At 33.7% G+C, this 21483-nt stretch carries 23 protein-coding genes; 6 read left to right on the forward strand and 17 right to left on the reverse strand.

What is annotated here, in order from left to right; all coding sequences use genetic code 11:
* The first annotated feature begins 2 nt into the window (after positions 1-2).
* From R2I74_RS05035 to R2I74_RS05045, 3 genes are all read left to right on the forward strand, one after another.
* Positions 3-1481 carry a UbiD family decarboxylase gene (locus R2I74_RS05035; protein ID WP_316354259.1) on the forward strand — a complete coding sequence of 493 codons (1479 nt, stop codon included), beginning with the start codon at positions 3-5 and terminating at the stop codon, positions 1479-1481.
* A 317-nt stretch (positions 1482-1798) separates the two neighbouring features.
* A complete protein-coding gene (locus R2I74_RS05040) occupies positions 1799-2005 on the forward strand; it encodes a cold-shock protein (protein WP_316354261.1) in 207 nt (68 codons plus the stop codon).
* 982 nt (positions 2006-2987) lie between these two features.
* On the forward strand, positions 2988-4256 hold the full coding sequence (locus R2I74_RS05045) for a DEAD/DEAH box helicase (protein WP_316354263.1): 1269 nt from the start codon (positions 2988-2990) through the stop codon (positions 4254-4256).
* 514 nt (positions 4257-4770) lie between these two features.
* On the opposite strand, the gene R2I74_RS05050 is transcribed toward R2I74_RS05045, so the two are convergent.
* The 7 genes from R2I74_RS05050 to R2I74_RS05080 all read right to left on the reverse strand — a co-directional run bounded on the left by R2I74_RS05050 (position 4771) and on the right by R2I74_RS05080 (position 9693).
* Positions 4771-5088, reverse strand: a complete 318-nt coding sequence (locus R2I74_RS05050) for a cell division protein ZapA (RefSeq protein ID WP_316354265.1) — start codon at positions 5086-5088, stop codon at positions 4771-4773.
* Positions 5060-5290, reverse strand: a complete 231-nt coding sequence (locus R2I74_RS05055; protein WP_316354267.1) for a hypothetical protein — start codon at positions 5288-5290, stop codon at positions 5060-5062. The genes R2I74_RS05050 and R2I74_RS05055 overlap by 29 nt, the downstream gene beginning before the upstream one ends.
* A 96-nt stretch (positions 5291-5386) precedes the next feature.
* Entirely contained in the window at positions 5387-5986 is a 600-nt protein-coding gene (locus tag R2I74_RS05060; protein WP_316354269.1) for an MlaC/ttg2D family ABC transporter substrate-binding protein, read from the reverse strand.
* Positions 5970-6761 (reverse strand): MlaA family lipoprotein, encoded by a 792-nt coding sequence (locus R2I74_RS05065; RefSeq protein ID WP_316354270.1) that lies wholly within the window; start codon positions 6759-6761, stop codon positions 5970-5972. Before R2I74_RS05065 ends, R2I74_RS05060 begins: the two co-directional genes overlap by 17 nt.
* 18 nt (positions 6762-6779) lie before the next feature.
* Complete coding sequence (locus R2I74_RS05070; protein WP_316354272.1) at positions 6780-7808, reverse strand: methyltransferase; 1029 nt, start codon at positions 7806-7808, stop codon at positions 6780-6782.
* A gap of 203 nt (positions 7809-8011) precedes the next feature.
* Positions 8012-8740 carry a sugar phosphate nucleotidyltransferase gene (locus R2I74_RS05075; RefSeq protein WP_316354273.1) on the reverse strand — a complete coding sequence of 243 codons (729 nt, stop codon included), beginning with the start codon at positions 8738-8740 and terminating at the stop codon, positions 8012-8014.
* Entirely contained in the window at positions 8707-9693 is a 987-nt protein-coding gene (locus tag R2I74_RS05080) for an aminoglycoside phosphotransferase family protein (protein WP_316354275.1), read from the reverse strand. The genes R2I74_RS05075 and R2I74_RS05080 overlap by 34 nt, the downstream gene beginning before the upstream one ends.
* A gap of 330 nt (positions 9694-10023) precedes the next feature.
* Here R2I74_RS05080 and R2I74_RS05085 point away from each other — a divergent pair, with 330 nt between their 5' ends.
* Positions 10024-10896, forward strand: a complete 873-nt coding sequence (locus R2I74_RS05085) for an SDR family oxidoreductase (RefSeq protein WP_316354276.1) — start codon at positions 10024-10026, stop codon at positions 10894-10896.
* Between the two features lie 133 nt (positions 10897-11029).
* Here R2I74_RS05085 and R2I74_RS05090 read toward each other — a convergent pair whose 3' ends face one another.
* The 8 genes from R2I74_RS05090 to pgeF all read right to left on the reverse strand — a co-directional run bounded on the left by R2I74_RS05090 (position 11030) and on the right by pgeF (position 17945).
* Positions 11030-12076, reverse strand: coding sequence for an ABC transporter substrate-binding protein (locus tag R2I74_RS05090; RefSeq protein ID WP_316354277.1), 1047 nt, complete (start codon positions 12074-12076; stop codon positions 11030-11032).
* Positions 12073-12843: a spermidine/putrescine ABC transporter permease PotC gene (gene potC / locus R2I74_RS05095; protein ID WP_316354279.1), complete on the reverse strand. Its 771-nt coding sequence runs from the start codon at positions 12841-12843 to the stop codon at positions 12073-12075. The genes R2I74_RS05090 and potC overlap by 4 nt, the downstream gene beginning before the upstream one ends.
* A 315-nt stretch (positions 12844-13158) precedes the next feature.
* On the reverse strand, positions 13159-14001 hold the full coding sequence (locus R2I74_RS05100) for an ABC transporter permease (protein ID WP_316354281.1): 843 nt from the start codon (positions 13999-14001) through the stop codon (positions 13159-13161).
* Positions 13994-15094 (reverse strand): spermidine/putrescine ABC transporter ATP-binding protein PotA, encoded by a 1101-nt coding sequence (potA, locus tag R2I74_RS05105; protein ID WP_316354282.1) that lies wholly within the window; start codon positions 15092-15094, stop codon positions 13994-13996. Before potA ends, R2I74_RS05100 begins: the two co-directional genes overlap by 8 nt.
* 250 nt (positions 15095-15344) lie before the next feature.
* Entirely contained in the window at positions 15345-15977 is a 633-nt protein-coding gene (locus R2I74_RS05110) for an outer membrane protein (protein WP_316354284.1), read from the reverse strand.
* A gap of 209 nt (positions 15978-16186) precedes the next feature.
* Positions 16187-16510 carry a ferredoxin FdxA gene (gene fdxA / locus R2I74_RS05115; protein WP_316354286.1) on the reverse strand — a complete coding sequence of 108 codons (324 nt, stop codon included), beginning with the start codon at positions 16508-16510 and terminating at the stop codon, positions 16187-16189.
* Entirely contained in the window at positions 16507-17211 is a 705-nt protein-coding gene (gene ccmC / locus R2I74_RS05120) for a heme ABC transporter permease CcmC (RefSeq protein ID WP_316354288.1), read from the reverse strand. The genes fdxA and ccmC overlap by 4 nt, the downstream gene beginning before the upstream one ends.
* Positions 17211-17945 carry a peptidoglycan editing factor PgeF gene (pgeF, locus tag R2I74_RS05125; protein ID WP_316354290.1) on the reverse strand — a complete coding sequence of 245 codons (735 nt, stop codon included), beginning with the start codon at positions 17943-17945 and terminating at the stop codon, positions 17211-17213. The genes ccmC and pgeF overlap by 1 nt, the downstream gene beginning before the upstream one ends.
* On the opposite strand from pgeF, the gene R2I74_RS05130 reads away from it, so the two are divergent.
* Positions 17944-18792: a type I glutamate--ammonia ligase gene (locus tag R2I74_RS05130; protein ID WP_316354292.1), complete on the forward strand. Its 849-nt coding sequence runs from the start codon at positions 17944-17946 to the stop codon at positions 18790-18792. The genes pgeF and R2I74_RS05130 overlap by 2 nt on opposite strands.
* Positions 18793-19190: 398 nt before the next feature.
* Here R2I74_RS05130 and R2I74_RS05135 read toward each other — a convergent pair whose 3' ends face one another.
* A complete protein-coding gene (locus tag R2I74_RS05135; RefSeq protein WP_316354294.1) occupies positions 19191-19937 on the reverse strand; it encodes a YaaA family protein in 747 nt (248 codons plus the stop codon).
* The gene (locus R2I74_RS05140; RefSeq protein ID WP_316354295.1) at positions 19934-20761 is read right to left on the reverse strand and encodes a YihY/virulence factor BrkB family protein; all 828 of its coding nucleotides are present in this window, start codon (positions 20759-20761) and stop codon (positions 19934-19936) included. Before R2I74_RS05140 ends, R2I74_RS05135 begins: the two co-directional genes overlap by 4 nt.
* Positions 20762-21021: 260 nt before the next feature.
* On the opposite strand from R2I74_RS05140, the gene R2I74_RS05145 reads away from it, so the two are divergent.
* A complete protein-coding gene (locus R2I74_RS05145; RefSeq protein ID WP_316354296.1) occupies positions 21022-21396 on the forward strand; it encodes a helix-turn-helix domain-containing protein in 375 nt (124 codons plus the stop codon).
* The last annotated feature ends 87 nt before the right edge of the window (positions 21397-21483 follow it).

The raw sequence follows: 21483 nt of genomic DNA on the forward strand, positions 1-21483 counted from the left end.
GTATGAATTTTTATGATTTACCACAATTTTTAAAATTCTTGGAACAAAAGCAACAACTTAAACGCATTAGTCATCCGGTGCAAGCGCATCTTGAGATTACTGAAATCAGTAAAAGATTTTTAGAAGCTAATGGTCCAGCTTTATTGTTTGAGAATGTAATTAAGCAAGATGGAACATCATCGACAATTCCGGTATTAACCAACTTATATGCTAGTACCGAGCGCATTGCCATGGGTCTTGGGCTAAGTAATTCAACAGAATTAAAAGAATTAGGACAATTGTTGGCAATGTTAAAGCAGCCTTCGCCACCATCATCAATAAAATCAGCATTCTCAATGTTGCCAGTATTTAAAAGAATATTAGCAATGTCTCCTAAAAAAATATCAAGAGCACCATGTCAGGAATTAGTGATTAGAGATCCGGATCTAACAATATTGCCGATTCAAACATGTTGGCCAGCGGATGTTAGTCCGCTTATTACTTGGCCGATTATTGTAACCAAGGGACCAAGTGATGCTTTAATTGATAACTATAATCTTGGTATTTACCGGTTGCAGCCGGTAGGTAAGAATAAATTAATAATGCGTTGGTTAAAGATGCGTGGCGGTGCAGAGCATCACAAACGCTGGCGAGAGAGTCGTAGCCAACCATTTCCGGCGGCAGCAGTAATTGGCGCTAGTCCTGCAATTACTATGGCAGCCACTATGCCTTTACCTGATAATGTTTCAGAATATCATTTCGCCGGGTTATTAAATAATAAAAGAATAGAGTTAGTGAATTGTATAAGTATAGATTTGCAGGTTCCGGCCAGTGCTGAGATAGTTCTTGAAGGTGAGGTTAGTTTAGATGAATATTTACCGGAAGGACCATTTGGTGATCATACCGGTTATTATAATGATGTTGAATGTTTTCCGGTGTTTCACGTCAAAGCCATTACCATGAAGCACAAGCCAATATATCTCAGTACTTATACTGGTAAACCACCAGATGAGCCTTCAATTATTGGTGTTGCATTAAATGAAATATTTTTGCCGATAATTCAACAACAATTTCCAGAAATTACTGATTTCTGGTTGCCTCCAGAAGGGTGCTCGTATCGAGTTGCGGTAGTCTCGATTAATAAGTCATATCCAGGGCATGCCAAAAGAATTATGATGGGTATTTGGTCGTATTTAAGACAATTTATGTATACGAAATTTGTAATTATCGTAGATCATGATATTAATATACGTGAATGGAAAGAAGTGATTTGGGCGATATCTACTCGCAGTGATCCTTATCGGGATACGGTGTTTATTCAAAATACGCCTATAGACTATTTGGATTTTGCTTCGCCGGAATCAGGATTAGGTAGTAAGATGGGAATTGATGCCACCAATAAGATGTCACCAGAGACTAGTAGAAATTGGGGAGAAAAAATTAGCATGAGTGCAGAAGTTATTAATAAAATTGATAAAATCTGGCATATTATTAATTCTTAATAGCATTAGAATAAATAACAATGTTGATTTGATATTGACTTTGAGCTAATTATCACGTATTATGAACTTATACGAGTTTTTCATAGTACTCTTTGCATGTATAATAAGCTACTTACTAGCGGTTGCAGCCTGTATACTAAATAGGTATACAACGCTCTTTTCGCAGTTAATTACGATAGCGTTTTATTAAGGAGTAGAGTCGGTACTATATCTTATCTATCCAGTTCAAGTAGAAAAGATATAATATGCCGAGAGAAAAGCTCTTTGTCCTTTTTATAGTGAAAAGGCAATAACGCTAGATGTCGTAGGAGACAAGAATGGCAAATGGTACTGTAAAATGGTTTAACCCAACTAAAGGTTTCGGCTTTATTCAACCTGAACAAGGTGGACAAGATGTATTTGTTCATATTAGTGCAGTTGAGCGTGCTGGACTTTCAATGTTAAATGAGGGGCAGCGTGTAAGCTATGAGCTTGCGACCAGCAATAATAAAACCTCTGCTGCTAATCTCAAATTATTAAATTAGTTAGTAAACACAATAGACCTCTCTACAACTTGCTTAATAGAAACAAAATGCAAAGAGGTTTAAGTATGCAACTAGAATGTGATAGACCTCTTCGGAAACTGCATGTAAGAGAGGAATTTTTAGGAAGAACGAAGGCGAGCACCGCAGCGTACTCTTGTTTGTTTCGGAGCGGAGACAAGTTTTGACAACAAAATTACCTCTTAGATAAGTTTCTAAGAGGTCTAATGGTTCAAGCGCATAAATCGATGCAAGTGTTGTCTAGAAAGAAAGTTTCTTAAGATGGTCGCTGATTTTTCTTACTTTTTCTATTTATGCTATTATAGCAAAACCAATTGCATCACGTGTAGTAAGTTTTAGTTTCGATTGTGCTTGGTGTTACACTACATTGGCGCAGTCAAAACGAGAATCTACTGCTCGTGATTCAGTTTTGCTGTATAAATTCACTTGTGTTACCGTCTAAATAATTCTAGCTAATTTGATCTAATACGTCCAGTGTGTAGCTAAGTTCACTAAGGTTCAGACAAAGTGAATTGAAGAGCGAGGTTACGGAACGTAGATTATTTTGTTGGCCATACACCGGCAAAATTCTTTTGTATCAACCATTCTGTAGCAATAGGCTTCTTTTCAGACTGATTGATGATGATGGTTTTTATTCGACCTAGCTCTGCGCAAATTTTGACAGTAAAGTTACTGTCATAAAAATAATTTGAAAAGAAGTCTATCGTTATTCTATATCGACATGTCAGAATACATGATCTAACTAAAAATAAGCTAAGTCCCAGAACAGAGTTAGTATTACGTTTAAATTAAAGTTTTTTATATTTTTTGTGTATAGTCAATTGATTAGAACTTAGTGTGTTTGTTTAATCAAAGTTCAGCTATTATTTATAGGCTTTCTTCACGTTTAGCACCCAATTATACTGAATTGACTATAGCTATACGATAATTTTTATAATTTTATATATATTTTAAGGAGTTATTTATGCAAAATTTTGATGCGTTGGGATTGCCCCAGCCGCTTCTATACTCATTGGAGTGCATGAAATTTAATGTACCGACACCAATTCAGGCGGAAGCTATACCTCCAGCTTTAAAAGGTAGAGATATTTTGGGATCAGCCCAAACCGGCACTGGAAAGACTGCGGCTTTTGGCATACCTCTTGTAGCAAATCTCTTGGTAAATACACTTAGTTCAGCGCTAGTATTAGTACCTACTAGGGAACTTGCTGGACAAGTTATGGCTATGCTAGAACAATTGCTTGGCAAAGGAAGTTCAATTAAAACCAGCTTGTTAATAGGTGGAGACTCGATGTCTAAACAACTTCTGCAACTAAAAAGACGTCCTAGGTTGATAGTAGGTACCCCAGGTCGAGTCAATGATCACTTAACTCGAAATAGCCTGACGTTACATAATACTAGTTTTTTAGTACTAGATGAAAGTGATCGAATGCTTGATATGGGATTTGGTATACAACTAGACAAGATAGCTAAGTTTTTACCACTACAGCGTCAAACTTTGATGTTCTCTGCAACTTTACCAGCTAATATTGTTAAACTTTCAGAGAAGTATTTAAAGCAACCTGTGCGTGTATCAGTGGGTTCTACGATCATACCAGCTGCAAACATAACGCAAGAAGTCATAAATACTACTGAAACCGATAAATATCAACAATTGCTTAAACAATTGGATGCTCGGGAGGGGTCAATTTTAGTATTTGTAAAAACTAAACATGGAGCAGAAAAACTTGCGATTAAATTACGTGGTGATCAACATAGTGCTGATGCGATTCATGGTGATTTACGTCAAAACAAACGTGAACGTGTTATTCATGGATTTCGTACGAGTAAGTATCGGATTATGGTGGCAACAGATATTGCGGCACGTGGTTTGGATATTCCTCATATTGCACATGTAATAAATTATGATCTGCCTCAATGTCCAGAAGATTATATTCATCGTGTTGGACGGACAGCTAGAGCAGGCGCAGCAGGTGCTGCTGTAAACCTGATTACTCCTCAAGATGGGCTAAAATGGAAAGCAATTCATAGGTTGATGCATCCTGGTGAAAAGATGGAGCGTAGTAGTATTAGTCATTTAACTGAGCATAAGCGACCAGGTTTTGATAGAAAGCCAAAGCATAAACATAATACAAGTGCTCCACGAAGTAGTGCACCACGAAGTAATACTCCGCGAAGTAGCGCACCACGAAGTAATACTTTACGAGTTGATGCTTCTAGAAAATATAGCTAGAGCCATCAGTGGTTCACTAATAGTGAAGTCATCTCTGTGAACATTTCTCTGTAATGAGTAGGTTTATAGCTATTTAAATCTTAAAGTTCCATGTTTAACATGAAAAAGGACTATAAGATCGAAATAGCGCACGATAAAGCCATTACAGAGAAATCTATGTTTGTTAGAGCCGTCAGATCAGTAGATATATAAGAGAGGAATTTTTAGAAAAAACGAAGTCGAGTACTGCAAGCAGTTTCTATTGTTTGTTGTGGAACGGAGACGAGTTTTGACAACAAAATTACCTCTTATATATAATTTCAAGACAGGCTTTTAGTGTGAGAAGTGAATGATTATATAGGTAAACCGCTACGGTCGTTGGCTTATAAATCCTTACAGAACGTAAGATAAGGTGGGTGCCATATTTCTGTGCCACGGCAACAAAAAGAGACAGCTCCCCAAAAAAATTTAATTATTGTTCTCAAGCTTATTATAAACCTTGCGAACTCAAGCAGCCTACCCAAAATCTAGCTTATCATTTACCAATCTTTTGTGCAAGACTTTCTAAGTAAGTAGCTATACTACTTAAAGTTTCTGCAAATTGCTCTCGCTCATTATAGTTATTATCCACTTCAGAGAAGCCAAGTTTATCTTGTAAATTATCTATTTCTTGTTGTAAACTTAATGTAGTTAATATTAATAATAACTCGAAAGGTGCGGATTGGTTAGTTGTTTTTAACTGCATCATTTTGTCGTTTATCGTAGTGGCTAAACTATGCAATAGCTCTTCTGAGCCATCGTTACAAAATAGTTTAAAATTTTTATTATTTAGAGTTATGGTAACTATCGGCATAATAACTTCTTATCTGCTCTAATTCAGCAACATATTTTTCTATTTGATCAACTGTTTGCTGACAATAATATTCAAGCTGTTGATTTTTATTTTTTAATTGTCTTATTTCTTCCTGTTGAGATGCAAGTTGCATCAATAATTCATCCACTCTTTGGTCGATGTTTTGCATTAATAATTGTAACGATTCATAATTGATGTTCATTTTGATTTCAGTGTTTCAATATACTTCTCTTAACACTTGTCTTAAAAGTAAGCATTTTGTACAAAATGCCTAGATATAAGTGAGGAATTCTATAGTTCATAATTTCTTTTTAAGTATAGCAATTAACGCGGCAATATCATTATTAGTCAATATACTGTCAAATTCAGATTTTTGAGAATTAATCATACTAATGCCCTCAGTAATAACATCCGCAATAAGAAATTTTGCTGGAGCTTTATTAGCTATATTTTTAACAAGATAATCAACCTTAATTGAAGGTTGTCCGTTAGTTTTTATTACCTCGGTTTTCACAATAAATTCATTTGCATCAAGTGTTTCAACCTGTTTTATTGTAGCTTTTTCTCCTTTGTAATTTTTTATCAAATCAGCATAGGTTTTAATGACATATTGAGAATAACTACGAATAAACTCTTGCTGTTCTGCTTCAGTTAATTGTTTTTTATACCGACCCAAAGTATATTTAGCCATCCAATTTAGATCCAAATTTGCTGCAATCAAGGTCTTAGACTTATTACCTCGTTCTTCATCTGTCAACTTGGTGTTATTTAGCACTATTTGTGCATCATTAACTAATTTATCAATATATTGATTGACTGCTTGATGTTGTTCGTTGGCAAGAGCCGGCATTACAACGCAGATAAAAGAAATACAGATTAGTCTAATTATTTTGCTCATTATTACTCCTTGCTTTATTTGTATCTACCTTCTTATAAGATCGACATTTAAACCATTTTGGATATTGTTTTTTTGATTCACGATTTTGAAAAATAGCTGTTCTCACAGCAGTATAATAATCTATGGAATTTTGTTCCAGGAAATCAGAAAATGACAATAATATTGCTCGATCATGTACTATTTTCAAACCAGTTAAAGAAAAATTAAGGTTTTCTGGCATACCAACCATCAAATTAAAGCCATTATTAAGCAATAATGTATCGAATATATCTCTACCCATGGTACTACCAAAAAAAGGAAGCATCAAATATAGTCCAGGATCTGCCCCGGCATATGCCAACGTATCACTAAAAGTTTGAGGTGATGGCGTTAAATCAATTTTACTGGCAACATCAAAAAGTCCACCTACTCCAAAAGTAGTGTTAATTAAAAACCGCCAGAAGCTTCTCATGCCTTCATTAAAGCGCATTTGCAATGCGTAATTAACTGTAGTAAGTGGTGTGCTGACATTTTCAAAAACGCTACCTACTCTAGCTTTTATGTAATTGTTAGTTATAGCATTGTAACCTAAGGCCAGTGGCTTTAATAATAAACGATCCAAAGTAAGATTAAAAATAAATATTTTTCGATTTAATTTTTCATATGGATCATAAACTTCATTACACCTATTGTCGATACCGTAACTATACTTATATTCATTATCTTCTTGTAAAGTATCACTCGCCACCACATTGAATATTACTAACCAAAATAATGATCCAATAAAAAATCTCATGCGTACATTCATGGTGATTCAAGCTATTTTTTGACAAACAAAAATCGCATATTTATTATTTTCTTTTAAAATGATCTCTGATATATCTAATATATTAAATTTCTTTTTATCAATTGCATTTTCTATATCTAGCACGGCAAAGATGAATTCTTTGCGCTTTGTGGAATAAATAGTGGTATTATTAATCGGCAGACAAAAAGCTAAATATCCCTGATTATTCAACTTAGTCGCTATACTATCAAAACAATCACTTAAATCCTTGGTATACGAAAAACCACATAAGCTTAAAATGACATCGAAGGTTTCAGAAGTGTGATTAATCACCTCCTGCAGATCATCCTGGATTAACATATCATAAATTTTTATCTTTTGATAATATGTGTTGGATAATTCAATCATCCTTTCAGAAATTTCAACGCCTTTTAAAATAAAAGAATCTGGAAAGCGTTTTCTAATCTCATACCCCGCTAAACCTATATTACTCCCTAACTCTAATATATTATATTGATTTGGTAATTCCTTAATGTGATATAGTACTTTTTGGATAAAACGATAAGGTAAATGAATATCATCACTATAAAAATTATGGGTATAATGTTCGGCAACAAAATCTCGATATTGTTGCCATATTGCTACAGGCACATTGTCAAGGCGCGAGTGATTTTTAACAAAATCTTTTAATAATATTTCATCAACGTTACCAGCTTGTGCTAAATGAGATGAAGCTTGCTCATAGTTATCTTTTAAAAAATAGCACCATCCAAGCCAATAATGAGCTACTTTGTTTTCTTTATCTAAAAATTTGGTAACTAACTTAAATCGCAATATTGCATCATTTATCTGAAGCTTATTAAGATGATAAATTCCAAGGTCGAGATTGGTTGTGCTTAAATTATTTAATCGATAGCGAAAATCCTTGATATATGTCTTGGAAAAGTTAATTTTTGCTTTATACCAATTAGGTAAGTTAATGATAAAATGATAGCATGCGCTAATGAATTTTTTTAAAAAATTATAAATAAAAGAAATCATTCTGGTGATAAACATCGTATCTAATGCCTTGTTGTGATTATTACTACAATATAGTTGTTGGAGTTAAAAATGAGTTTGGCACATGACTTCATCATTTTACTTAAGTCATATAATCAAGAAAAGCATTTTAGCAGAATTTCTTATAAGTAGCTAGAATATATGAGTTCTAGTTTGATTTTTGCAGTGCAGATATACTCGCTAACGCTAATTCCTGGAATTTAACGAACATGTAAGGTCGATTCTATATCAACCACATCATCAGGCGTAGTCGCATGATACCACTTGCATTCCGGGATAACTACTCCATATACAAGCTGATCATTTAAGTAATATTCTCGTAACGAAAACACCTGTAATGGATTATTATTAATGAAATCAGGTTTTAGTATACTAATTCCTGAATATATATAGCTATAGTGCTCTCTGGTCTTAACTCTAGATAATTTACCATTAGCTAGTAACTCGAAATCTCCATTTCCTTTATAACCTACCGCAGTTTCATAAGGTTGCATTGCAAGTAAAAAATTCATCTTAGCAGAATCCCATGATGACACCAACAGGTCAAAAATATTATGTGGCGACTGAATAATTACATCACTATTACAAGTAAAGATTGGCTTGTTGCCAAGAGCAAGGTAGGCATTTTTAATTCCTCCACCTGTTTCTAATAGATATGGTTCGTGAATTAATATAATTTCTGCATTAACTATATGTTGTAGTTTGAATTCATTAATAGAATCTACAATTTGCTGATGACAATAATGAGTATTAATGACTATCCTTTTAAAAGGATAAGTAAGTACTAGCTGTAATACATAATGTAATATCGGCGTACCTAAAATAGGAATTAAAGGTTTCGGGCTGGCAATGGTTAAATGCTGCATTCTTTTACCATAGCCTGCAGCAAATATCATTATAGTATCGATCGGGTATTTTTCTTGATCCATTTTGCTACTTGATTTAAGGATTCATGAGCTAAATCTTGCTCTAAATAAGATAAAATTCTTGGTATATATTGTAAGTAACCTTTTTGCTGGTCACGCATTGCTTTTCTTGCAAAAACTCCAAGAATTCTGCTGTTACGCTGCGCTCCTAATAGATGATATAGTAAATAACTATCTGTTTTATTTAAATGTGAATTTTGTAAAAGATAATATTCTAAACATTCATTGGCAAATTTTTGATCTACTTCTATCCTTGCGTCTTCCAATACTGAGACCACATCATATAATGGAGAACCAATAACTGCATCCTGGAAATCCAGCAGTCCAATAGCGTTAATACCTGCTCGATCAAGCAACATCATATTTTCAACATGATAATCTCGCAGTACTGTAGTATATTCTATTGAGTTTAAGTGTTGCTGAATTACAGCTCGCCATAATTCTAAAAACTCTGCCTTCAGCTCTCCATGCAGTGGATGATTAGTAACAAAAGGTATATACCAATCAGTATATAGTTCCAACCCCTGCAGCAACATATCTGTTGTATGAATATTTAGCTGGCTAATAGGGGTGATCGATTGTAATTTAACCAACAAATCAATAATTAATCGATAAATTCTTACCTTATTATTATAATCATCATGCTGCAGTAAATGCTTGCCAATATTCATATCGCCAAAATCTTCTAATAATAAAAATCCATGTGGAATATTAGCTTGATAAATTTGTGGAGCAGAAAAATTATTATCGCTCAAGAAACAAGCTATACGGATAAAATCTTGTAACTTATAATATTCTGGTGGTGAATCCATTAATATCATTTTAGCTTTATTGCAAACAATTCGATCATACTTACGAAATGAAGCATCAATAGGTAAGGCTTGTAGGTGAAATTGTTGGCCATGAAAATAATTGCTTAAAAATTCATTTTTTAGTTCAGTGCGTTGAATATTCATATTATTTGTATATTGACCCCAATTTATTGAGCCATACGCGTCAAGTTAAAGAAATGAAGTAATTCCGTCTTGCTTGAAATGCTCCCCAGTCATTGCGAGCCGAAGGCGAAGCAATCCAGTAAAACAAGTAACTATAACTGGATTGCTTTAGAGCTAAAGCTCTTCGCAATGACGAGGGAGCGTCCCGCAAAGACAATTAATATTCTTAATTTGAAGCATATGATTTATTGAGCACTCTAGGCTCTATGCATTCCATAGGAGTATATAATAGATTTCTTCTGTCATTTCATCTAGATTTTAACCTTTACACAAATTTTATAGTTTTATAGTATGAAAAATTCTTTGTTTATTTTTGGATTAGGATATTCAGCCAGTGTATTAGCTAAAAATTTAGCTGCAAAAAATTGGCATATCTCTGGTACTTCACGTGACTACAATAAACTTAGGGATTATCAATTCCTTGGCTATGAAATGTTTGATTTTGCTGATACTAATATTCAAAGAGCCTTGATTAAGAGCACACATCTGCTGATTTCCATACCACCAACAGAGCAAATAGATCCTATTCTTGAGTTATATGGTAATTATTTACGCAGTAACCTTAATGGCTCTTCTTTGCAATGGATAGGATATCTTTCTAGTACCGGAGTTTATGGTGATCATCAAGGAGCATGGGTTGATGAAGATACTTTATTAAAACCCAGTAATAATAAACGTACAGAACAGCGCATAGCAGCAGAAATTGCCTGGCTAACTCTTGGTCAAGAACTTAATATTCAGACTAGTATATTTCGTTTAGCCGGTATTTACGGACCAAATCGTAACGTCATTCAGCAATTAAAACATGGACAAGCGCAGTGTATCTTTAAGGAAGGACAAGTGTTTTCTCGCATTCATGTAGACGACATTGCAAATATACTGGAAATATCTATGCATGGATTAAGAGCTGGTACTATCTATAACATAAGTGATGATGAGCCAGCATCATCACATGAGGTTATGCAATACGCAGCTTCATTACTTGGTCTGCCACCGCCAAAAATTATTCCATATAATCAAGCGACTTTATCAGAGATGGCACAAGAATTTTATAGTAATAATCGTCGTATTAAAAATGATCGCATCAAGAATTATTTGGGTGTTAAACTGCAATATCCTACTTATAGAGAAGGGTTAGCAGCGCTTATAGCGTCGGTCAGTTAGGTGGTGACAGTCAAATTTGTCAGGATTCGGTTGTGCTCACGTAGTAAATCTACGCGGAGCTTCCTCACCTTAAAATTCAACTGTCACCACCTAACTTACTCTAGCTATATGCATACAGAAGTTTGACAAATTCCTAATTATAATTATTAGTACTATTTGTTTTTAGTTTTTCCCAATACATCTCATATATATTAATCACTTTTCCTAAATCTTCATGAAATAACCCATTTTTAATCACTTCTTTTGGTGGAAAAATGGCTTGATTATTTCTTAAATCTGGATCAATAATTTCTAACATTGCCTGATTTGGTACGCTATACCCTAATTCTTCAGCAATTTGCTTGGCAATCTCAGGCTTATGAATAAAACTAATAAATTTATAAGCATTGTCTAAATTTTTTGCACCAACCGGTATAGAAAAATTATCTAATGATAAAACTGCACCTTCTTTGGGGTAAATAAATTTTAAATTAGGATTTTCTTTCATCGCAATATAAGCTTCACCATTCCAATTCATACCAATCATTACTTCTTCACTAATATATGGTACTTTAGTAGATTCAGAAGAAAATAACTTTACGTTAGGAATCAAGCTTGTCAGTTTTTCATATGCTTGCTTTATGTGGGTTTCATTCGTTTCGTTGCCGCTATATCCCAATAAAGTTAAAGCGGTATGAAAAACTTCTCGCATATCATCAACTAACATCAGCTGACCTTTATAATTAGGATTGAATAAGTCTCCCCAACTGTCGATATTATCTTTAATATAAGCAGTATTATATAATATACCGGTATAAGAAAACATAAATGGTATGCTATATTCATTATTAGGGTCGAATGATTGATTAAGCGCATTGGGGTCAATGTTTTTAAAACTAGGAATTTTACTTTTATCTATTAATTGCAACAATTTATCTTGCTTCATTTTGCCAATAAAATAACTTGAAGGACAGACAATATCATAGCCTGCTTTATTACCTAAAAGCTTCAGTTTTGAATACATTGATTCATTATTATCATAAGTAGATAATACTACCTGTATCCCAGATTCTTTAACAAACTCATCTATAACTTTTTGTGGCAATTCTTCAGCCCAACAATATATATATAATTTCTGCTCATTTGCTTGAGCTGAGATCGAAATCACTGAAAGCAGAACAATAAAAAGTAATTTCTTCATTTTTTATTCCTCATAATTAATAATTGGGCGGTCACTATTAAACTAATAGATAAAAATAAAATAATTGCACAAATAGCATTCACTTCTGGCTTAACCCCTACCTTAGCCATGGAATATATCACTAATGGTAAAATTTCAAAAGTTGGACCAGTAACGAAATGGCTTACTACAACGTCATCAAATGATATAATAAAAGCAAGCAACCACGAAGATAAAATAGTCGGAAAAATTATCGGTACGATAATTTGCCATAAAATACAAAAATCACTAGCTCCTAAATCTTTTGCCGCTTCAATAATATTTTTATCAAAAGATTTTAGCCTGGTCAGGATCGTAATTACCACAAACGGTAAACAAAAAGCGATGTGAGCAATCAATAAAGTGATGAAACCTAATGGCACTTGCAGCACCATGAAACAAATTAAAAAACTTATACCCATAACAATCTCAGGCATAACTAGCGTTAGATAAATCAAGGCCTTTGAAAGCTTCTTGAAACGATAATCATATTTAAAAAAACTAAACACTGAGATACAGCCGATAATTGTTGCCAATGTTGCTGCAATTGTGGATACGGTTAATGAATTAATTGTTGCTTTAATTAAAGCTGGGTTGTGCAAAAACCTTTGATACCATTCTAAGGTAAAACCACCCCAATTTATTCCATATTTTGAAGCATTAAACGAATTAGTAATCAGTACCATGATCGGAAAATATAATGCTAATAAGAATAATATGGTATAGATAAATTTACAACACCTAATCATTAGACCTCTTGTATAACTATTCTTAGCCGGTAATTTTAGAGAGTGTTCGCTAAACTGTATCAAGTCGTCTGAGCTGAGGGCTAAAGCCCGAAGCAATCCAGAACTTATATTGGATAATTGACTGGATTGCTTCGGGCTTTAGCCCTCGTAATGACTGGTCTTATTTTAAATTGACACAGTGCAGTGAATACCTCTAATTTTGTCATCAAAGCAAGTACAAGCTCCTCAAATATATTTAATATCCTGCGTGGCTTGTCAGCGTTTTTCCTTCATAGAACCTAAAATTTCCTCATTAAAAATGGTTTCCGAAGAGGTCTATTTTGTTTTATCCATATTATCTTTAGATAACACCACCCAGAATGCCATCATTATAAATAACGTCACACAAATCACCGAGCCTACTGGCCAGTTACGTACAGTTAAAAACTGATTTTTAATTAAATTGCCAATCATCATGTTTTTTGCTCCACCAAGGATATCTGATATGTAAAACATCCCTAAAGCCGATAGAAAAACAAACATACATCCAGAGATAATACCAGGATAGCTCATGGGAAAAATAATTCTCCAAAAAACCTGAAACTTTGAGGCGCCAAGGTCAAGCGCTGCTTCAATATACATGCGATCTATCTTTTCTAAGGCTAGATATAAAGGTAAAATCATAAAAGGAATTAGCGCATAAACCAAGCCTAGCACTACCGCATGATCATTATATAATAAACTAATAGGTTGTTCGATAATCCCTACTTTAAGCAATAATTTATTGATAAAACCGTTGGTTCTCAATATTGGAATCATTGCATAGCACCTAATCATTGAACTAACCCAAAAAGGGATCATTGCAAACATTAAGCATAAATTTTTAACTACACTGTTTTCAATGCGAGAAATAATATATGCAAATGGATAGCCGCAAATTAGGCTATAGATAGTAGCAAGTGCAGCAATCTTAAAAGAATATAAATAGATACTGAGGTAGGTATTAGTAAAAATTACCTGATAATTTTCTAAAGTAAATTCAAAGTTAATTAATTGTAGTTCGTCATATTTTAAAAAACTGGTGAATAATATCAGGCTGTTAGGGATTAATACGAATAGCGACACCCAGAATATGGTAAGAGATATAGCGCTAGACTTAAATGAAATTTTACTAATCATCGGCTAAAATCACTTCCCAGTTGGATACCCAACTGACAACTACTTTTTGTCGACTAGTATATTCAAAATTTTCAGCATCTTCGTCAAAAAATTCACTAGCCTTTATCTTCTTGCCATTGGCTAATATAATTAGAGAATCAAGCGTAGCACCTTTATAAATAGTGCTCTCAACAACACCAATGATTTTATTGCTGGTGTTTGACGTTTCAGCCAATGTTTCTATTCTAAGATCTTCAGGTCGAAGTAATATTTTTATATTATCGCCTGCTTTAAAGTCATGAACGTTTGGTAGAGTATAATTAATCATATTCTCAATGATTACCTTAAGGTTATCACCATCAACTTCCGCAACTAATCCATCAAAAACATTAATCTCTCCAACAAATTGTGCCACAAAAAGATTATTGGGCGATTCATAAACTTCTCTAGGATTGCCAATCTGTTCTATTTGACCCTTACTCATTACTACTACTCGATCTGCCATCGACAAAGCTTCTTCCTGATCGTGAGTGACAAACACAAAGGTAATGCCAAGTTTTTTATGGATCTGCTTCAATTCGAACTGCATTTCTTGCCTAAGCTTATAGTCTAAGGCACTTAGTGATTCATCCAATAATAATACTTTTGGTTGTTTGATTATTGCTCTCGCAATTGCTACTCGTTGTTGTTCCCCACCAGATAATTGACTCGGCCTGCGCTCAGATAGTCCGTCAAGCTTTACTATCTTACATACCTGATCAACACTAGTTCTAATAAAATCCTTGCTTTTACCCTCAATGGTTAAGCCAAAAGCAATATTTTCATATACTGACATATGAGGAAAAAGAGCGTAATTCTGAAAGACTGTATTAACTTTTCTTTGGTTAGGCGGGACTTTATTTACATTATGACCATCAATGATAATATCTCCTGAATTAGCGTTTTCAAAACCAGCAATCAACCTAAGTATAGTGGTCTTACCACTTCCAGAAGGTCCAAGTATCGAAATAAATTCACCCTCATGGATGGCGAGAGTCAAATTCTTGATAATACTTGTGTTGTAATAACTTTTACTGATATTGATCAGCTCGATTACCGGAGTTTGCGTGTTCAATTCTTAATTATCCTCAATATAATTTGATTTTTACTATTCATAACAGGTGAGCTGTGATGATGCGTGAGTCGAGATGAGTGTGGGTACCCCTGTAAAGCGTAAATATGCTCTCGAATCTTCTACCTTTAGAATGGCTTACAAAAGACTTTACTATATTTGTTAAAATCAGTAAATGAGTAAGTATGGGTGCATCAATAAAAAAAGGACGCTAAATAAATTAGCGTCCTCAAACATACTTAATTAAAGATGATTAAATATCAAATCTGATACCAAGCAACAAATTATGTCCTTTGTAAGCAGTTGTACCACTTGCTTCTTGACCTTTTTTAGCTTTTGTTTTACCAAAATCGATCCATCTATAAGCGAACTCAGCATTAACTCCAGGAGCTACTTCAGCAGCAGTACCCAATGTTAACTGATAAGCAGCATTATTCTTTTTCTTACTTGAAGCATTTCCATTAACTCTATCAGTCATTTTTTCTTTAACTTGAGCCCAACCAACACCAGCACCAATAAATACTTTAGCAACACTAATATCAAACAAATCTACGTAACCATTAGCCATTAATGCATAAATCGTTCCTTTATGCTTTACTGTAGTACTAACTCCATCATTAGCCTTACCAGTTTTTTTCATTTCAGGATTTACTGGCGTAACGAAAGTCAAATCAACTCTGGTATTATCCATAACATAATAACCAACACCTAAATCAAAGATTGCAGCTGTTTTTCCTTTCATTTTTAGACCGGTATATTTATCTTTAGCTTTGTTTAGGATTATCCCACCAACATTAGCTTTGACATAAAACATATTTTCAGTACCAGCTAGTGCCGTTGTAGACAAAGCAGCACATACTGCTGTAGCTATAAGTAATTTTTTCATAAAATATCTCCTTAAAATCTATTACTGTGTAATTAAAATCATAGTTAAGAAACTTAGCATAACTAAAACTGTCCTCTATGAATCACCAGCAATAAATATCATTATTATTTAAATAATGATAGTATCAACACTAAAGATCAATTATTTGTTGGTATTTATAAATAGCAATAGTGATAAAAAGGCAACTAAATTACGTTGAAAATTAATGATTATAAATCATTGGATATATATTTTTTGAATTTATTTTGTTCATGTTGATATTTTTCAGCATCGGGCAATGCGGCCTTCGTACTCGTAATATTAGGCCAGGTTTCGGTAAATATTTTTGCCCGCTCTACCCATTCTATTAATTCTGCTGATTCCGGCTTAATGGCGTCGATTGGACATTCAGGTTCACACACTCCACAATCTATGCACTCATCCGGGTTAATTGCTAACATTAACTCTCCTTCATAAAAACAATCCACCGGACACACCTCAACGCAAGTAGTATATTTGCATTTAACACAACCATCAGTTACTACATAAGTCATCGCAGCATCCTATTTAATTTTAGTTGATTTAACAAAATTTGAGTTCTTATAAACAATATTAGTAAGAAATAACATACAAAGCTGATAAACATCAACATTAACGGTAATAACATTGAACTATGAATCGTTGGGCTACCTAATCGTAAAACGCTTGCTGGTTGATGTAAGCTATACCATATATCTACAGAAAATTTTACAATTGGTACATTGATAAAACCTATAAGCGCAATTACCGCGGCTGGTTTTTCAGCTCTAGAGATATTGTCACCACTATTGACCACCGCCAAGTAACTAAGATATAAAATTAGCAAGATTAACATTGAGGTCAATCTTGCATCCCATACCCACCAGGCTCCCCATATTGGTTTTCCCCATAAAGAGCCGGTAACCAGAGTAATCAAAGCAAAGGCAGCGCCAGGTACAGCGGCAGCAATGGCTAACAAATATGATAATTTGGTATTCCACACTAGATTGACTAAACTACAAATGGCAATAAAACTATATATTGTCAGAGACATCCATGCTGCCGGTACATGAATATACATCATTCTCACCATTTCTCCTTGTTGATAATCAGCCGGTGATACTATTAGAGCTTGATACAGACCAAAGGTTAAGGACACTATTAGCATACACAATAAAATAGGCACCAAGCGCGCTGTAAATTTAGAAAAGAAATATGGATTTAATAATTTCAGCATTACTTAAGGATTATTGTTGATAATATACTATGTTGTAAACTCTTGCCTAAATGACAAGATCTTCTGTAACTTGGATATTTAGCAGGAGAAGTATAGGTATCTTCTGATATTTTAGTGATTTGATTAACTCCGGATGCTAATAACTTCATTTCTACAAATGATGGTAAATCAAACATATAATGGTCAGCTTTGGTTGACGGAATAAAAAATCGCTGATAATTTGACTGCTGGTTAACAAAATCTTGATAATATTGTTGATCAACCTCATATGAAGATTGTTGGATAGCCGGACCAATAACAGCGGCAATTGCATCCGCTCCTGTTAGTCGCATTTGCTCGACCAAATTGATGATTATATCTGCTTTCGCACTTTTCCAACCGCAATGTGCCACTCCAATTACTTTTCCTTTAGTGCAATAGAGTAACACTGGAGCACAATCTGCTGTTTGTATTGCTAATGCCAAATTATTGGTAGTAGTAATTGCAGCATCTCCTTCAGGTTCATGTTCGCTGATGCTCTGTATGATGTCAGCATCAATTACTGTATTTCCATGAGTTTGGTTTAAGATTAAAATATTATCTACTGCTAATTCTGCTAATATTACTTTTAAATTATTATCTATTTCAGCTTCATTGCTATTAGATTTGTATTTTGCATAAACATGGCTAGACTCAGTAAATTCTCGATCAAAAATTCGATAATATACTTTATCAGTTACTAATTCTTTAAGCATGTTAAATACACATATTAATTCTATAGCAAAATTATCAGATCACTTACAAAAACACAAGCTGTTAGAATATATAGCCACTCAATTTATCAGGGAATATAAGCTAATCCCATGCATTGGTGTGGAAATAGAATTTTACTTAAGTGATCAAATCAATATTGTTGAATTTGAAAATAGGCTGGGTATCAGCATAAAAAAAGAAAAAGGTAAAAATCAATTTGAAATAGATTTGGCGCCAACTACAGAGTTAATAAACTATATTCAGCAAATAAATTCTCTTCGAGTTAATATCAGTAACATCGCCTCGCAATTAAATGGTCATGCAGATTTTCGTAGCAAGCCTTTTATTGACGATTATGGTAATGCCATGCATTTTCATATAAGTTTTATTGATACACTTCATTATTATCCCTGTACGGGGAAGCAATTGAAAACAGATGAGCGTTTTTTTACGCACGCAGCCAGAAGTCTATGTCACTTTATGCTTGATAGTTTACTGATTTTTCTGCCAGAAGAAGAGGATTATTTACGCTTAAATAGAAGATTTATGGCACCAACGCACGTGTCATTTGGTGGTAATAACCGGACGGTAGCCGTCAGAATACCTGATTCACTACCTAGAAGACTTGAGCATCGGCTTGCAAGCTCATTGGTTAACCCTTATATTGCCATTTTTACTATTCTAAAATCAATATATCGTGGCTTACAAGATCCACAAACTATTAAAAATATATCTAAAGTATATGGCAATGCTTTTGATGAACAATATAATCTGACGCCATTACCAATAAGTCGTAAACATGCTCAAGAAATTTTTGACCTTTCGTTTTTTTTAAGTGAGGCTGTTTAAAACCTTAGTCATCCTGAATTTATTTCTAGTTGTCCAATGATGGATTAAAAACACCGATGTGATCATGGCTCAAGGAGGGATCCAGCTTTTTTATCGTTAGCAGTACAAATATGTAGTAGATTTTCTGAGAGTGTTCAATAAACCATACACGTCAAGTTAAGAAAAAGAGACGATACGACCCGTCATTGCGAGACGAAGTCGAAGCAATCCAGAAAATGAACAACTTTTACTGGATTGCTTCGACCACTATCGTGGTCTCGCAATGACGAGTAGCGGCTCGCTTCTTTCCTTAACTTGACGCGTATGATTTATTTAACACTCTCGATTTTCTGGATTCCAGCTTACTGGGAATGACATTGGACAGTTATAAATTTAGTTCGTGTGAGAAATAGTTTGCCCTACTTTTTAATAAACACCCAATCAAATTCTGAAGATACATGTGCATTAAACTGGTATCCGCCGCCAATAAATGTTTTTAGTACTTCCAGTGTATCAATAGCATTTTTAATGATAAAATCAATCATTAAACCTCGAGCTTTCTTGGCGTTTAGACCGATTATTCGTAATTTACCATTGTGCTCTTCTTTAAAATAAATATTTGTCATCGGATAAATAAGTAGATTCTTATCGATTACATTAGCATATTCCATGGAAGACAAATTAATTAAATATGGTGTCTGGTGTTGTTCCAGCAACAAATTAATATGTGTGGTGATGGTAGTTTGCCAGAAATCGTATAAATTAGTATTCGGCAATAGTTGTGACATTTCAAGTCGATATGGTTTAATATAATCTAGTGGTCTCAAAGCTCCGTATAATCCTGAGATAATAAGAATATGTTGTTGCAGAAAATCTGCTTGCGTAGCTCCAATTGCTGCTTTATCTATCTTTTTATATAAATCACCATCATACGCAAATATTGCTTGCTTGACCGGTAGATCAGCAAAATCAGAGAATCTGCGGTAGTTCAATTCAGCAATTTTATCGCTGACATTCATTAATTGTTGTAACTGAGATACCGATAATTGCTGGATAATTTCTACTAATTGAGTGGTTTGTTCAGTAAATAGAGGTTCTGTGGCTGTTGATAGTGTAACGGTAGATTTCAAGTCTAATGATTTTGCCGGTGAAATTATACTGATCATGCAATAGCTCTATTCTTCATCAATAAATAATTAAACTCTGCTCCATAAATAAAAAGCATATTAATTATATAAAAAAAGATTAAAGTTACAATGATGCTTCCCAAAGAACCGTATACTACACTCAATTGATTATAATAAATAATATTGCTGGATAATAAATGTCCACTAACTACCCAAAGAAATACTGTTAATACTGATCCCGGCAGCACATCAACAAAATTTATGCTTACATTTGGTATAATATAATATAAAGTAGAAATACTGATAAAAAGTGCAATTAAGATAAAACTGTACCTAAAAAGATTTAATACTGATTCATAACCTTTAACAATTTCCAATATACTAGGTATCTTGGCCAAACCTATTGGTATAATTACTAATAAAAACATCGTAAATGTAATTAATAGACTAATTATTAAGAATTGCACAATGCTAAGTAATCGACGTCTTATATAAGTTGGTGGCGAGGTAATTTCATGTACTCGATTTAATATTGTGCGTAAACATTCGACAAATGACGATGCAGTCCAGATACTGCCGACGATAGCTAGAGTTAGCAGGCTTTGCGGTGGAATTTTACTCAATTCATTTAGTCTGCTTTTAATAATATCAGTGGTGTTTTCAGGCATATTTACCAGTAAAAAATCAATGAAATTCTGCCCTAATTCCGAGGCTCCAACAAAACTTGTCAACGCTAGAAAAAAAATCAAGAATGGAAAGATAGATAATAATATCATAAATGACATATACCCAGCATGTTCGACTCCATCATGGTCTATAGTTCTTACTGCCGCTTGATACAAGCAGCTGATAATTTTTTTCATGTTTAATAATATAATACTTCTCAGATGGAATAATCTCAGAAGTCTATTATAATTTTAGTTAAAACACAACTAATCAATAGCTCCATGGATCTTAGCTCTTAATACTTAAGAAAATGGTTATGATTGCACTGTAATCATTAAAAAATATTAAATAATTATTGCGTAAGTACTTTAAGTATAGTAGATTTACATCTATAGTTTGATTTTACAATATTCTAACTATTTATTAATTAATTAATCGTAATCGCTTGGAGGCTGTGATGGCTAGAAAAAATAATTATATTCAAGAAGTTGATCGCTTTATTGGTGACAAAATTTATGCATTAAGATTAGCCAAAGGCTTATCTAGACAGCAACTCTCAGAAGTAATTGGCGTTACTCATCAACAATTACAAAAATATGAAAAAGGTACTAATAGAATTTCTGTTGGCAGATTAGTACTAATTGCCAAAGCATTAAATAAAACTACAGAATATTTCTACAATGGACTGGACGATCAAAATACGGAACCAATGCTGACTCAGCATCAACGTATGTGTATTGAAGTATCCAGAAATTTTATGAGAATACGTAGTGCTGAGCACCAAAATGCAATAAACGCACTAGTTAAATCTTTAGTTAAAGAATCAGCATAAGCTGATTCTTTAATATACCTCTCTTAGAGGGTAGATGTAAACAAAACGTTAATTGAATTTTTGTCTATTTTCTTATCTTCCTACTCC

Origin of the sequence: Candidatus Trichorickettsia mobilis (assembly GCF_963422225.1) — a bacterium.
Lineage (GTDB): Bacteria > Pseudomonadota > Alphaproteobacteria > Rickettsiales > Rickettsiaceae > Trichorickettsia > Trichorickettsia mobilis_B.